This is a genomic window from Shewanella decolorationis (assembly GCF_004354305.1).
GTDB lineage: Bacteria > Pseudomonadota > Gammaproteobacteria > Enterobacterales > Shewanellaceae > Shewanella > Shewanella decolorationis.
On the sequence record NZ_CP037898.1, the window covers coordinates 1,862,164 to 1,876,850 of the forward strand.

The window sequence follows — 14,687 nt, forward strand, 5'->3', positions numbered from 1 at the left end:
TATGCCAATTTACCTTGGAGCATAATTAACACATTGGTAACAAGGGAATCGTTATGGATGGACTGACGGGGAAAGTAGTCATTATTACGGGCGCTTCAGAAGGTATTGGCCGCGCCCTAGCCATTGCTATGGCGCGGGTCGGCTGCCAACTGGTGCTCAGCGCTCGAAATGAAACACGTTTAGCGTCCCTTGCCCTCGAAATTGCAAACTATGGCCCGACTCCCTTTGTGTTTGCCGCCGATGTCAGTAGCGCCTCCCAATGCGAAGCCTTAATTCAGGCGACGATTGAGCACTATGGTCGCCTCGATATTCTCGTAAATAACGCAGGCATGACCATGTGGTCGCGTTTTGATGAGCTCAATCAGTTGTCTGTGCTCGAAGATATCATGCGAGTCAACTATTTAGGCCCAGCGTATTTAACTCACGCCGCCTTACCCTATTTAAAGTCCAGCCAAGGTCAGGTAGTGGTAGTCGCTTCGGTTGCAGGGTTAACGGGGGTGCCGACTCGTAGTGGCTATGCCGCCTCTAAACATGCTGTTATTGGCTTTTTTGATTCACTGCGGATTGAGCTGGCGGATGATAATGTCGCCGTGACTGTGATTTGTCCTGACTTTGTTGTCTCGCAAATCCATAAGCGTGCCCTCGATGGCGAAGGCAAGCCCCTCGGTAAATCCCCAATGCAGGAAGCTAAAATTATCACCGCCGAGCAATGCGCCAACATGATGCTTCCGGTGATAGCGACCCGAGGACGGCTGCTTATTACTTCGCTACGTGGCCGACTCGGGCGCTGGCTAAAGCTAATTGCGCCGGGTTTAATCGATAAAATCGCCCGCAAGGCGATAGCTTCAGGACATTGAGCGTTATTTTCCGCTGTTAAGATGTTTCACAATGGCTTGTTCAGCTTCAGTTTGAGTTGCTTTATCACCATCAGCTTGGATGTGAGCCGTTGCCTTATGGCCAGTCAGATCCTCGGCAATGTGTAACCAATCTGGATGCCAGTAAAAATCCTGTCCCGATAGGGTTTGCCAATTGTGCACGCCAGACTTTTCGCCTTGATAAATAATATCTTTGATTGAATAACCCATAGAAACCCCTGATTTATTATTGAGGTTAAATAGTGCGCTATCCACTTGGTAACTTTTGTGATTCAGGTCACGATTTAAGGTGAAAATAAACCTCGCATGGGCGAGGTTTATTTTTATTATACTTAATTTTCAGTCTCTTAAAGATTAATGCCTTAGCCTCTATAGTATTAAGGTTTAGCACATTGGCTAGGTGAGCCCGTGCCTTTCCAAAGTGTGCTGCTATCGCTCAGTGACAGTGGGATAAAGGCTAAGCCTTGGCTCATGTTGGCTGGTGGTAAATCGGTTTCGAGCTCATACATGCCCATAGGCACCATACCTTGGCTGGCGTTTGCCGTCACCTGCGCCGCGGCGAGGCTAGAGTAACGCAGGCCCAAGATATCAAAATGGCTGCGCCAATCTTTACCTGTGAGTTTACTCAGTGATACCAGCATAAAGTCATTGCCTGGAATATCTCTCACCGTTTTGCCACCGTAAATGCTATGGCCCTCGTATGGGAATAGTTCAAAGCCCAGTTTGCTACGGTTAGCCTCCCAGTCGCTGGCGTTATTAGCGTATTTACCGAAAATACGGCTGTGCTGATACAGCAAGGTGAAAAGATTAAAACCATTAGCCAAGGTGGTGCCGTCACTCAAGGTCATGCCATGGGCCTTGAGTGCCATTTGGATGTAAAACGCCATGCGATAGCCGTTGTGTACCGCGTAGGCATTGCTGGCCCAAGGGGCTGTGTATCTGTCTTCACCTGCATCGAGCACTTTGCAGTTGGCGCCGAAGACCACGCGTTTGCCACTGGTATCCGTGGTGCCCACAGCATCGGACATAAACACATAGAAGAGATCTTTGTGATTCATATGGCCATCATTGATGGTGTTGGTATTACCATCACGCAAATAATAGGTCTTCCATAGCACCACATAGGGGAAGATATTGTTGGAGTTTTCCCCCGCGCGGCTGCCATAGCCAGTCCAATTGTCGCTATTGGCGGCAGTGGCATATTGCACGTTTAGACGGTTAGTTTGCAGATTGTGGCCGAGCTCGTGGTTATCTCCCCAACCCGTGGGTGAAATATTCCAAGCCGCATCCCATGGATTACCGCTACAACCTGAGCCGCAGTGGGCATTTTGATCATAGTTAGCGTGTTGGATGATGCTGCGGGTATGCAAACTGGCATCGGTGCAATCGGCGCCAAACAGTGCTTGACAGCTCGCAAGCACATCCGCAGGTAAAGACTCACTTAAGCTCTTACCTTGGATTTTCAGCCCAGCGAGGGTATACACACTGTTGATATGATCTTCGACAATGCTCTTGAGCAACGCATTGACATCCGGGACCTTACCGCCAATCGCATTCATAAAACGGTCGCGGCGCAAATGCTGCTCGGCGCCATCGGTACGAAGATCCACATGGGGCAACTCGGTATTTTGGATCTTATCGTTAAAGGCCGTGATTTCAGCAGGATTGGAAAAATCCATAATACTGGGGTGCTTAGCCACATTTTTTGCTTGTACATCAACACTGAGCGCACCTTCACCACCACTGATATAGAGGTAAATGGGGCCACCATAGGGGGTTGAAAACTCAATGCTTTGCCCTTTGGCGAGCTTGAGGCGTTGCTGAGCGAGCTCTAGTGGTGCGCGATAAACCTTTTGCTCATAGGCGCGGTTAGTATTACGTCTATGATAATTCAGCTTAATTTCGACATTCGCATTCGTGTTATCTAAGCGGCTGAGGGTGATGGTTTGCCCGGGTAAGGCGTACCAGCCGGTGGTTGTCCACTGGCCAGAGTAAGGCACTGTGATGCTCTTACGTTCCGTCACTGTGGCAGGATAAGCGTAATGGGCATTGCTGCCCTTGCTTAGATTGGCCCTGTCGGTGACATACTCGCCTAAGTCTGGTTGGGCGAGGTTGTGGGCGCGGGCGTAGCTGACAGTCCAATCGGCAAATAGGGCTTGCTGCCACTGGGCGGATTCGGTGTAGGCGATGGGGTAATCGATTTCACTGCGATACTTGTCAGCGAGCAGTAACCCCGCTTTCATCAAGCTGAAATTAGGGCTATTAAAAGCATTTATACCATTATTATCTAAGGTTTCGGCATTGCCACGATACCAATCTGCACCCGCCTTAAAGGCCTCGACAAAGGCGCTACTGTTACAGCTTAAATAGTTGCCGCCGCAGTCATTGAGTACTTGCGTATCGAAGCGTTGTTCCCGCAGGTTGGCAAGTAGTTTTTCTACATCTGTTAGTGCTTTATCTTTCGCCAGAATAGTGCTCACACTAAGATTATCGGCATTGAGTTTGGACCAATAGTTACCCGCGGTAGAGAGCCCCATCTCAAGATAGAGTGGCGCTAGCATAGGGCTTTGATTACGCCAGTAGTTTGAGACCAGCAGCGGAATTCCCGCGGCCTTGGCTTTAGCGATGGCCGCTTGAATGCCCGCATACCCTAGGCCATCTCGGTCAATATCACTGATAACAATTAAATCGGGCTTTAAGGTATCGATACAGCTGGCGAGGGCGCTGTAATCACAGCTATTGGCGGCATTGATGCTGTGAGTATTGGGATAGTACTTGCTTAGCCAAGTGCGGATCCCTTCGTTATGGGGGAAATACCAGCTGTCGGCACGGCTCGGCATTTGTGCCGTGACTATGCTAAGGCCATCCTGTTGATCGCCGCCTTTGGTTAGCCATCCGATAAGGTTTTTAAGCAGCTTATCACTCTCATCTGAATTATTAACCGCAAACAAGTTGCCACCCATGGCGGCATAACGCTGGCCTTGTTGTTCGCCCGCCATCACTAAACCACGTACGGCACTAGCGCCGCTGCCATCCACATTCGATGGCAGTAAGGTAAAAGTGTTTTCCGGCATAAAGCTCGAAAAAGTGATGGAATCGTGGGTCGGATGCCAACTGATGCTGTTACCCACACCTTGATAGAGTTCGGTGATTTGCGTCTTACGTGCAGCGTCCACCTTCGCAAGTTCGGCAGTGCTGAAATCAATCAGCTCATTGGCGCTGGCAAGGGTATGGTCTTGATGGCGAATGGCATTTTCAGCATTGCTGATAAAGCTTGGGGTGATAGTGCAATCGGCACTTATCGCCGCCGTAGTGTAAGTCAGTTCTGTTAGCGTGCCGCCACAGCCGCTAATACTATCCAGTACAAAGCCATTATCGGCTTGAACAATAAAACTGGCGCTTTTACCCGAATCGACCTTTTGGCTAGTGGGACTGAGCTTTCCGCCAATGACCGAGCTTGTGCTGGCGGTATATTGACTGACCGAGGGAGGTTGGACTGGTGGAGGCGTTGTACCGCCAGCATCCTCTGAGCCCCCGCCGCAACCTGTGAGTATCAAAGCGATGGCGGCAGAAATGAGTCTAATCTCCATAGCGAGTCCTTAGCATTATTGATAATTAACATTTATGTAGCATTGTATAGGAATAATGCGGACTACAGTAGAAGTTTTTAAATAAAAACTTTAAAAATCATAAATTTAAAATTGACGATCGTCAATTTTAAGGCATAAAAAAACCGGCAGGTAGCCGGTTCTTTTGAATGATTTAACCTTTAGCCCTGTTGTTCACGGGCGATGGCGCGGTAGCCAATATCGGTACGGAAGTACACATCATCCCAGTGGATTTCATCAACCAGTTGATACGCGGCTTTTTGTGCTGCGGTGACTGTGTTACCTAATGCTGTGGCGCATAACACGCGGCCACCGTTGGTGACCACATGGCCGTCTTTCATCTCAGTACCCGCGTGGAAGACTTTGGCATCGTGATTACCTAGGCTAAGGCCGTCAATCACATCGCCTTTGCGATACTCATCTGGATAACCGCCTGCGGCCAGCACTACGCCAACTGCGGCGCGCTCGTCGTACTCGGCGGTAAATTTATCCAGCTCGCCACGGGTGGCGGCTAAACACAGCTCAACCAGATCTGACTTGAGGCGCATCATAATAGGTTGGGTTTCTGGATCGCCAAAGCGGCAGTTGTATTCCAGTACTTTGGCGCTGCCGTCTGGTGCGATCATCAGGCCTGCATACAGAAAGCCAGTGTACACATTGCCTTCAGCCGCCATGCCATCCACCGTTGGGCGAATAACATTAGCGATTGTCCAATCATGAACGCTTTGAGTGACCACAGGAGCAGGAGAGTAAGCACCCATTCCGCCAGTGTTTGGACCGTGGTCGGCGTTATCACGGGCTTTATGGTCTTGGCTGGTCGCCATCGCGAGGATATTTTTACCATCGACCATAACGATAAAGCTGGCTTCTTCGCCTTTTAAGAATTCCTCGATAACCACGCGAGAACCGGCATCACCAAACTTATTGCCCGCGAGCATGTCATCAATTGCGGCATCCGCTTCGGCTTGATCTTGGGCGATGATCACGCCTTTACCTGCGGCTAAACCGTCGGCCTTGATCACCACTGGGTAACCCGTCTTGCCCGTCAGTTCACGCACGAAGGCTTTAGCGTCTTGGATTTCGGTACAGTTTTTATAACCCGCGGTAGGAATATTGTGGCGCGCTAAAAAGTCCTTAGTGAAGGCCTTAGAACCTTCTAACTGTGCAGCCGCTTTTGTTGGGCCAAAAATGGGTAGACCCGCAGAGTTAAAGGCATCGACCACACCTAATACCAGCGGCGCTTCCGGGCCAACGATGGTGAGTTCGATCTGATTGGTTTTAGCAAAATCGAGCAGGGCAGGAATGTCAGTTGCACTGATATTTAAGTTTTCAAGCTTTGGTTCGAGAGCCGTGCCCGCGTTACCCGGTGCAACATAAACCAGTTCGACCTGAGGTGATTGTGCCGCTTTCCAAGCTAGGGCATGTTCGCGGCCGCCGCCACCAATAACTAATACTTTCATGTTAAGTCATCCCTTTGAGTTTTAAATTCTTGTGGTTAGATACTTATGTTCACTGAGTGCGATAAACGAAACAGCCAGCACATGGCGTGCTGGCTGTAGGCGGCATTAGTGACGGAAGTGGCGCATGCCAGTCATCACCATGGCCATGCCGTGCTCATCGGCAGCAGCGATGATTTCAGCATCGCGCATTGAGCCACCTGGCTGGATGATGCAGCTGATGCCCGCCGCCGCTGCGGCATCGATACCGTCGCGGAATGGGAAGAAGGCATCGGACGCCATCACAGAGTTAACCACTTCTAGGCCTTCATCGGCGGCCTTGATACCCGCTATCTTCGCGCTGTAGACACGGCTCATTTGGCCTGCGCCAACACCGATTGTCATGCCGTCTTTAGCGTAAACAATCGCGTTAGATTTAACGAACTTAGCCACTTTCCAGCAGAACATTAAGTCCTTCAGCTCGCTCTCGGTCGGTTGACGTTTAGTCACAACTTTAATGTCATCTAAGCCAACCATGCCTTGGTCGCGGTCTTGCACCAGCAGGCCACCGTTCACGCGTTTATAGTCTAAGGTCTTAGTCTTAGTATCCCATTGACCACACTCTAACAGACGCACGTTGGTTTTCTTGGCCACTACATCGCGGGCGCCTTGGCTGACGACAGGTGCAATAATCACTTCAACGAATTGGCGCTCAACGATAGCGCTAGCGGTTGCTGCATCTAACTCGCCGTTGAAGGCGATAATGCCGCCGAAGGCTGAAGTTGGGTCAGTTTGGTAGGCGCGGTTATAGGCATCGAGTAAGTCTTTACCCAGTGCAACACCACATGGGTTAGCGTGTTTAACGATAACGCAGGCTGGCTCGCTGAACTCTTTTACGCACTCAAGGGCGGCATCGGTATCGGCGATGTTGTTGTAAGACAGTGCCTTACCTTGCAGTTGAACGGCAGTTGCGACTGAGGCTTCATCGATTTTAGTGTCGACATAGAAGGCCGCAGTTTGGTGGCTGTTTTCACCGTAACGCAGATCTTGTTTCTTCACTAATTGGGTGTTGAAGGTGCGTGGGAATTTTGATCCTTCAACGGATAGGGAATCTTCGAAGCACTCATCAGTGCTGTGTGCAGGCACCATAGTGCCGAAGTAGTTGGCGATCATGCCATCGTAACCGGCAGTGTGTTCGAAGGCGGCAATCGCTAAATCGAAACGGGTCGCGTGAGTCGTGCTGCCATTGTTGGCGGCCATTTCGGCTAATACGCGGTTATAGTCGGCCGCATTTACCACGATAGTCACGTCTTTATGGTTTTTCGCCGCAGCGCGCACCATAGTCGGGCCACCGATGTCGATGTTTTCAATCGCATCTTCTAGGGTGCAACCTGCTTTAGCAACGGTATCGGCAAAGGGGTAGAGGTTAACCGCAACCAGATCGATTGCATTGATGTTGTTGGCAGCCATGACATTTTCATCAAGACCGCGACGCGCCAAAATGCCACCATGCACTTTAGGGTGCAGGGTCTTAACGCGACCATCCATGATCTCAGGGTGTCCTGTATAGTCAGATACTTCGATAACAGGCACGCCGTTATCCGCTAACAAGCGAGCGGTGCCGCCCGTTGACAGCAGTTCAACGCCTTGGGCGTGTAATGCTTTGGCGAATTCGAGAATTCCGGTTTTATCTGAAACGCTTAACAGCGCGCGACGAATGGGTCTGGCATTATTTGCAACAGTCATTTGGGTACAGGGTCCAGTTATTTTAGTTTCAAGGATCTTTCGGAAAACAGAACAACTTCTATCGGATTCTGCTTTCCAAAAGCCCCTTGGTCCTACTTATATTTTTTGTCCCAGCGTCAGGCGCGCGTATTCTACCGTAAAACTGGATTTACGGGTGTTTTTTCTGCGCGATTTCACAATATTGATATCAGAACAAAGTGGAATGATTTTTGGGCGAGGTGTAAATTTCAAAATAGCCCTTGACCTTGGAGTAGGCTCTAAGGTTTATACTCGCTTCATCATATTGATTGCCAGTGTTGCTTGAGATGATTCGAGTAAAACTGCAAAGGATTAACTATGTACCGAATTGGTGAGTTAGCCGATTTATGCGAGGTTAAGGCCGACACCCTCAGATTCTATGAGAAACACGGCCTGCTTGCGCCTTCGAGCCGTACCGACTCTGGCTATCGGGTCTATACCGATGCCGACGCGGCGCGGCTGCGTTTTATTCTGCGGGCGAAGGCGGTGGGTTTTACCTTGAGTGAAATCAGTGAGTTGTTGTCTATCGACCTCGACAAATCCAACTGGGCCTGTGCCGATGTTAAGGGCATGGTCGATCTCAAGCTGGCGCAGGTGCAAGCTAAAATTGCCGAGTTATTGCATTTTCAAACCAGCTTACAGAGTCTGTCGGATGCCTGCTGCGGTGGGCCGCGTAGCGCCGAACATTGCTCGATTTTAGAGGCGTTGGAGTCGAGTACCGAAAGAGTACGCGTTGAGCATGACCATGGCGCCACAGATTGCACCACAACCCTAGATAAGTCAGGGAATTAATTATGTTATTGAAGAATTTTATCGATCTGTTTTTAGATTCCGCCCCTTGGCTATTGCTCGGCTTGATTCTGGCGGGCTTACTTAAAGTGTTTGTGCCTATGGCGTGGATGCAAAAACAGCTCGGCGGACATGGCTTTAAAACCGTGGTTAAAGCGGCATTATTAGGCGCGCCTTTACCGCTGTGTTCCTGCGGCGTGATCCCTGCCGCCGTTGGGCTACGCCGCTCAGGCGCATCGAAAGCGGCAACCACCTCTTTTTTGGTTTCAACTCCTGAGACTGGGGTCGACTCTGTGACCGTTTCCTATGTCTTACTCGGCCCGTTTATGGCGATAGTGCGGCCGATTGCGGCGATCACTAGCGCCATTGTCGCGGGCCTTTTAGTGGGACGTGATGATGACGATGGCAAACCTATGGGTAAGGCTGAAACTCTATCTCAATCAGATAAGGCGTTAGATAGCAGTGCTCCTGTTGCTTCATGCTGCGCTTCTAAATCTTCGGCGCAACCTGCGATGGTAAAAGCCGAAGCGGTGCAAAGCTGCTGCTCATCTACCAAGGCGCCCATGATGACGCCGGTTAAGTCTTCCTGTTGTAGTGATAACGCGAAAGCGCCATCAACTGAGTCGAAAATCAAAATGACGCCGATGGCTAAGCCGAGCTTAATGGCGGCTTCTTCTAGTGTGATGGCTGGTCAAACGTTTGGGGCTGTGGCAAAGGTGAATCCTGTTAAGAGTGAAAGCGCGGGTTCATGTTGCGGTACTCAAACCGCCGCGCCCGAAAAAATCGTGGTGGTGAAGAAAGGCGCCTGTTGTGGCAGCTCTAGTTCGAAGGCGACTGACAGCCATCAAGCCGAAGGTGACAGCTGCTGCGCGTCTACGCAGGATATGGCGACCGAGCTTAAGTCAGAATCTGTGATTGCGCGGGTCGGACTTGGGCTTAAATATGCGGCGACGGATCTTGTGCGCGATACGACCCTCTGGCTGCTGGTGGGCTTATTCTTCGCAGCATTAGTACAAACATATGTTCCTGCTGACTTTTTAGCTAAGTGGGGCGATGGATTGCTGGCCATGCTGGTGATGGTGCTTGTGTCTGTGCCTATGTATATCTGCGCCACGGCTTCGACACCGATTGCGGCGGGCTTGTTACTCGCTGGCGTGTCTCCCGGCGCTGTGTTGGTGTTTATGATGGCTGGCCCTGCGACTAATATCGCCACCTTAGGCGTAGTGACTAAGGAACTGGGTAAGCGTGCGCTCTATGGTTATCTTGGCGGTGTGCTAGGTGTTGCCTTAGTTGCAGGCGCTTTGGTGAATTATCTGGTCGCCTCCTTTGGTTTTGAGGTCATGCCGCAGATTGGCGAGCAGCACCAAATGTTACCCGAGTGGTTAGTCGCCACCTCTGGCATTGTACTGGCGTTGTTGATGGCGAAAGTGGTGTTTGAGAAGATCCCAAGAAGCTGGTTACGCCGCAGCGATTGCTGCTCATAGCAATAGCGATAAATAAAAATCCCCAGAATGACTGGGGATTTTTTATGGTAAAGCCTAATGCGTATCGCTAGTGGCAAATCGCTTACTTGCGATGCTTAGTCGTTTGTTAGTTCGACTTTTTTGCATCGATAAAGGGCAGGGTGCCTGTTGGTAAGACGGTAGTTGGCAGCTTGCCGTCCCATTTCTCTGCCTTAGTCAGTTCGACAAGGTTTTGATTTTGTGCCAGCGCCTCGGCGCGGCTCTTAATGGCTGAGGCTTCAGCATCCCCTTTGATACGGATACTTTCAGCTTCAGCCTTAGCGCGCGCAAGCTGCGAGTCGGCTTCCGCCTGCGCTTGAGTCACGGCGATTTGGGCGCTGACTCTTTCTTTCTCGAGGTTTTGCAGTTGAGTCTGTACTTCAACCTCGGCGCGCATTCTGTCTTCAACAGACTTTTCATAGGCGTTAGAGAAGTCGATGTTTTCAATTTGTACAGAGGTGATCTCGATTGGCCCTTTCACAGATTGGGTGATGGCATTTGTCACATCGATACCGAATTTGATCCGCTCCTGCACAACCGAAATTGCAGTGTATTTACCAAAAATGTTCTCAACTTGCGTTGGTACTTGGCGGTCGAGTAGGCGAGCCACCATGGCATCGATACTCTTAAAGTTGGCATAGACCTCTTCGACACGATCCGGCGGTACGTTAAAGGTTACCGAGGCATTGAGTGTTGCAGGTTGCTGATCGCGGCTATAGGCCTGCAATGAGCTGTAGCTGGTGGTGTGGGTTTGGGTTGAGATTTTTACGACTGTATCAAACAGAGGCATTTTAAAACCTAACCCTGGCTCGGCGGTGCCAATGATTTTACCGTTACGCAGAATAACCCCGCGTTCACCTTGGTCAACCGTGTACCAACTGCCAAAGAGTGAGATAAATAGGATGAGTAAAATCACTAAAGGAATGATTTTAGACAGGCCAAAGGAACTTGGCAGGTTGAGTTCATTTTTAATCATGTAGCTTCCTTTGCTGGTGACATTGTGATGGGCTTGGAGTAAGCGCGGATCGTGTTGATGACTATTTATATCGAGACGAAACGGTTGCTGCAAAATGTATCTTAATGGTTAACGGCAGGCAACAAGTAGGTGTCTGAGTTGTAGAACTGTGACTGAACTGCCATAACCTATGCTTACAGTGTAAATCTTATTGCGAATTATTCTCACCATGGATAGAGTCCCACAAATTTACTGAGTTTTTCTATGGCTTTCATTGGGTTATTGAGTCGTTGTGATAGATGCCCAAGAATATGACAGTTAACACTTTGTGGTGAGAGGATACAATCCCGTGTTGAAACTCGTCTTTTTGTTGTCGACGCTTGTAGCCTGCTTGTTATTTTATTTGACCAACAAGCAGCAAAAACTATTGGCAAGCTCCCTTCCTAAGCAGCCTTGGCGTTTACTCGCCTACGGCATGACTGTCGCTAGCCTTATCGGCTGGCTCAGCCTATTTACCCTAGGCGCGGCAATTTTTATCTGGATAGCTCTTTTGATGCTGCTCTCGGGTTTAGTGCCTTTTATCTCACTTATCGGGCGGAAATAAGCCATGGCGCGTTTAGCGGAAAACGACAAATTACAGCCAGACTGGTGGACTAAGTCACTGGCGGGATTGATTTTAGGCTTCACCTTAGCCTTGGGCCTAGTGGGATTATTTGCTTGGTTTGGCCCGGGTGGAATCAATGCCGACACTAAGGTGCAATTCAACATGTGGATGATTACACCCATTTGGTTGCTGATATTAAGTTTTAGCTTTCTGTTTAAAACCGGACTCAGGGCAATCGGCTATTTGGGCCTGTTTAATATTTTGACTTATATAGTTTTATATACCTTTAGGTGATAAGGGATGAAAGTTCGCAGTGATGTGTTACGGGTGTATCAGTCTATCCATATTTGGACTGGGATCATCGCCGGAATCGTATTGTTTATCGGCTTTTATGCTGGTTCGCTCACTATGTTTAAGGGGGCGATTGACGCTTGGTCAATGCCGCCCTCCGTGGCCTTGCCGCAAGTCTCAACCGATAGGCTCGATGAGTTAGTGTCGCAGGCGTTAGCGCAGGACGATAAGGCGAAAAACGGCTTTAGTTTGCATTTGAATGATGAGCATCAGTCGCCGATGACTTGGTATCAGCAGGGCTCTGAGCGTGAACTCAGCATGAGTAATCAGCTTTGGCATGCTAGCCTCGACGAGCAGGGGCAATTAGTCACCCAACTCAGTACGCCAAGCGAGTTGGCTGAGCTGATTGACCAATTACACCGTACTGCGGGGATTGCCGGTGAGGTCGGCCACGATCAAGCGGGTGTCTATGTGCTGGGTGTTGCAGCCTTTCTATACTTCTTAGCTCTCGTTTCTGGGGTGATTTTTTTATTGCCCACTTTAACCAAAAGCTTTTTTGCCCTGCGTAAAGATAAGGGCGAGAGCCGTTTCTGGCTCGATGCCCACAACTTAGTCGGCATTACTAGTTTGCCATTTCATATAGTGATCAGCCTGACCGTGATTGTGTTCGCCTTCCATGACCAGCTTTATGATGGGCTTAAACATGTGGTTTATGGTGAAAAGCCATTGTTTGCCCAGCCAGCGCCCGACAGAACGCCTTATACACTCGCCGATTTACCTCAGATCACAACGGTACTGGCTAAAGTGCAGGAGTTGGCGCCCGAGTATCAAGTGCATGAAATGACCTTTATGAACTTGGATAATCCCCGTGCGACCTTGCGCCTAGGCTTATATAACCCCAATGGTTTTATGCGCGGGCCTGTCACTGATTACTTATATCTGCATCCCTACAGCCTTAAGGTATCCAATAGCACTATTGACCAAAGTGACAAGGGGATTTGGGGCAGAACGGTCGCGGTATTCTTTGGGTTGCACTTTGGCAGTTACGGGGGCGATCTTGGGCGCTGGGTGTATTTCTTCTTAGGTTTGAGCGGCGCCTTTTTATTTTATAGTGGTAATTTGCTGTGGCTGGAAAAGCGCCGTAAAAAACAAGCGACTGAACAAACCCGTGCCTGCCGTTTAATGGCGAGCGCCACAGTAGGGATTTGCTTAGGTTCGGTTGCCGCCCTGGCGGTGAGTATGCTGCTGGGCAAGTGGTTATACGCCCATGTGAGTAATATTAATCACATTTACCTGTGGCTGTATTATCTGGTGTTTACCGTTTTAGTGGCCTACGCCTTCTGGCGCGGCGCAGCTCGGGCTGCACTGCTGATTTTACCCCTGTGCGCCTTGGTTACTTTTGCCATGCCTATTACTTCTGTGATTGGGCTGTTAGTGCCGAGTCTAGGCTTATGGGCGCCCCATTCTGCGGCAACGCTTGGAGTCGACTTGGTGGCACTCGGCTTTAGCTGTGTGTTCTATTATGGATATCGACTCACGCGTCAGCGCGTGTTCAACGGCCCGCAGGACAGTGTCTGGGCTATCCCCAGTGCAGCGCCTGTAGCAGCGTTAACGCAACAAACTTCCTAATAAAATGGGCGCTCTTATCGGCGCCCATTTTTTTCACTCGGTCAACCAGCACTATGCTTTTGCTGTCGGTAAGCGTGGTTTGCTCCGTAGCAGTAAGTGTGCACCAAGATAACCAAAAGTCAGCACAAAGCTTGCGGCTAAGTAGAGTAGCAAGCCATGTTCGATATGATTAAAGCGACTGGCGGCGACAGGGCCGATAACCGAACCCACGGAATAACTGAGCAACATAATCTGGGTTGCAGAGACTATTTGGCTGCTGGGCAGATGATCGCAGGCCAGACTGATGGCGATGGGGTAGAGGGCAAAAGCGCAGGCGCCCAGCAACACAAAACCTAACCAGAGTCCAACAAGGGACTTTTGCGTCAGTAAAAAGAGTGCTGCCGCGCCAATTAAGCAGAAGGCGGCCATTAAGGCACTCTTTTGAAAGCGAGGAGATAAATAGCTCACCAAGGGCTGAACTATCATGCCGCCCATAATGATTAACGCCATAAATTGCCCCGTCTGCTCGGCAAATCCCATGTCCTGCGACACATACACAGGCAATAGGCCATAAATAGGGCCAAGTAATAATCCCGAGACTAAACAACCGACCACGGCGGGTTTACTCAGGTTTTTAAGATCCGACAGGGCAATCGAGTGTTGCTCGTTCGACTGCGGCTGACCCCGTTTGACTAATAACGCGGGCAAACTGGCGGCGGCCAGTAAACCTATCACCACTAAATAGGGGAGGTTGCCCGTGGTACCTAAATAATCGACCGCGAGTTGTCCTATCGCCGTGCCGCCGTAGAGGGCGGTCATATAAAGTCCTAAGCGTTTGGCCCGCTGTTTTTGGGTATCGGCCATTAGCAACCAAGATTCGACAACCACAAAAATCCCCGCCACGGCGAGGCCTGCGACCAAACGGGCGGCTAACCAAACGCTGCTCTGTGGCAGCAAAACCATCACCACAACGCTGCACAGTAAGATATTCAGAAACAGAATAAAGGCTTTACTGTGGCCGATGCGAGTCACGATTGGTGCGATACAAGGTGCGCCCAGTAATAAGCCGAGGTAGAAAATACTCGCGAGCCATGGCGCGAGATCGAGGCTGAGCTCAAAATAACTGAGGGAGAGCGGGATCAAACTCATCAAATAGCCCGAGGCGAGGGCAAATAGGCTTAAGCCTGCAACAGGCACAAACAGCCCTGGCTTTTGAGTCGATGGCGTTAACGCGATATTTTCCACTGGCGGTACC

General features: G+C 50.1%; 12 protein-coding genes. 6 read left to right on the forward strand and 6 right to left on the reverse strand.

The window, feature by feature from the left end; genetic code table 11:
- The first annotated feature begins 53 nt into the window (after positions 1–53).
- Positions 54–857: an SDR family oxidoreductase gene (locus EYR25_RS08545; protein WP_126512329.1), complete on the forward strand. Its 804-nt coding sequence runs from the start codon at positions 54–56 to the stop codon at positions 855–857.
- A gap of 3 nt (positions 858–860) precedes the next feature.
- Here the strand turns inward: EYR25_RS08545 and EYR25_RS08550 are convergent, their stop codons facing one another.
- The 4 genes from EYR25_RS08550 to purH all read right to left on the reverse strand — a co-directional run bounded on the left by EYR25_RS08550 (position 861) and on the right by purH (position 7,665).
- Positions 861–1,085 carry a hypothetical protein gene (locus EYR25_RS08550; protein ID WP_039978858.1) on the reverse strand — a complete coding sequence of 75 codons (225 nt, stop codon included), beginning with the start codon at positions 1,083–1,085 and terminating at the stop codon, positions 861–863.
- A gap of 167 nt (positions 1,086–1,252) precedes the next feature.
- A complete protein-coding gene (locus tag EYR25_RS08555) occupies positions 1,253–4,465 on the reverse strand; it encodes an ImpA family metalloprotease (protein ID WP_133179334.1) in 3,213 nt (1,070 codons plus the stop codon).
- A gap of 179 nt (positions 4,466–4,644) precedes the next feature.
- Positions 4,645–5,943: a phosphoribosylamine--glycine ligase gene (gene purD, locus EYR25_RS08560; protein ID WP_133179336.1), complete on the reverse strand. Its 1,299-nt coding sequence runs from the start codon at positions 5,941–5,943 to the stop codon at positions 4,645–4,647.
- A 105-nt stretch (positions 5,944–6,048) separates the two neighbouring features.
- Positions 6,049–7,665 (reverse strand): bifunctional phosphoribosylaminoimidazolecarboxamide formyltransferase/IMP cyclohydrolase, encoded by a 1,617-nt coding sequence (gene purH / locus EYR25_RS08565; protein WP_133179338.1) that lies wholly within the window; start codon positions 7,663–7,665, stop codon positions 6,049–6,051.
- A gap of 336 nt (positions 7,666–8,001) precedes the next feature.
- Here purH and zntR point away from each other — a divergent pair, with 336 nt between their 5' ends.
- On the forward strand, positions 8,002–8,475 hold the full coding sequence (gene zntR, locus EYR25_RS08570) for a Zn(2+)-responsive transcriptional regulator (RefSeq protein WP_133179341.1): 474 nt from the start codon (positions 8,002–8,004) through the stop codon (positions 8,473–8,475).
- A 2-nt stretch (positions 8,476–8,477) separates the two neighbouring features.
- Positions 8,478–9,956: a permease gene (locus tag EYR25_RS08575; protein WP_165953483.1), complete on the forward strand. Its 1,479-nt coding sequence runs from the start codon at positions 8,478–8,480 to the stop codon at positions 9,954–9,956.
- 106 nt (positions 9,957–10,062) lie between these two features.
- Here the strand turns inward: EYR25_RS08575 and EYR25_RS08580 are convergent, their stop codons facing one another.
- Positions 10,063–10,950 (reverse strand): prohibitin family protein, encoded by an 888-nt coding sequence (locus EYR25_RS08580; protein WP_133179345.1) that lies wholly within the window; start codon positions 10,948–10,950, stop codon positions 10,063–10,065.
- Positions 10,951–11,278: 328 nt separating this feature from the next.
- Here EYR25_RS08580 and EYR25_RS08585 point away from each other — a divergent pair, with 328 nt between their 5' ends.
- The 3 genes from EYR25_RS08585 to EYR25_RS08595 are packed head-to-tail and all read left to right on the forward strand — an operon-like array spanning position 11,279 to position 13,453.
- A complete protein-coding gene (locus tag EYR25_RS08585) occupies positions 11,279–11,533 on the forward strand; it encodes a hypothetical protein (RefSeq protein ID WP_133179347.1) in 255 nt (84 codons plus the stop codon).
- 3 nt (positions 11,534–11,536) lie between these two features.
- Positions 11,537–11,827: a hypothetical protein gene (locus tag EYR25_RS08590; protein ID WP_133179349.1), complete on the forward strand. Its 291-nt coding sequence runs from the start codon at positions 11,537–11,539 to the stop codon at positions 11,825–11,827.
- A 6-nt stretch (positions 11,828–11,833) separates the two neighbouring features.
- Positions 11,834–13,453 carry a PepSY-associated TM helix domain-containing protein gene (locus tag EYR25_RS08595; protein ID WP_133179351.1) on the forward strand — a complete coding sequence of 540 codons (1,620 nt, stop codon included), beginning with the start codon at positions 11,834–11,836 and terminating at the stop codon, positions 13,451–13,453.
- 51 nt (positions 13,454–13,504) lie between these two features.
- On the opposite strand, the gene EYR25_RS08600 is transcribed toward EYR25_RS08595, so the two are convergent.
- On the reverse strand, positions 13,505–14,677 hold the full coding sequence (locus EYR25_RS08600; RefSeq protein ID WP_133179353.1) for an MFS transporter: 1,173 nt from the start codon (positions 14,675–14,677) through the stop codon (positions 13,505–13,507).
- Between the last annotated feature and the right edge of the window lie 10 nt (positions 14,678–14,687).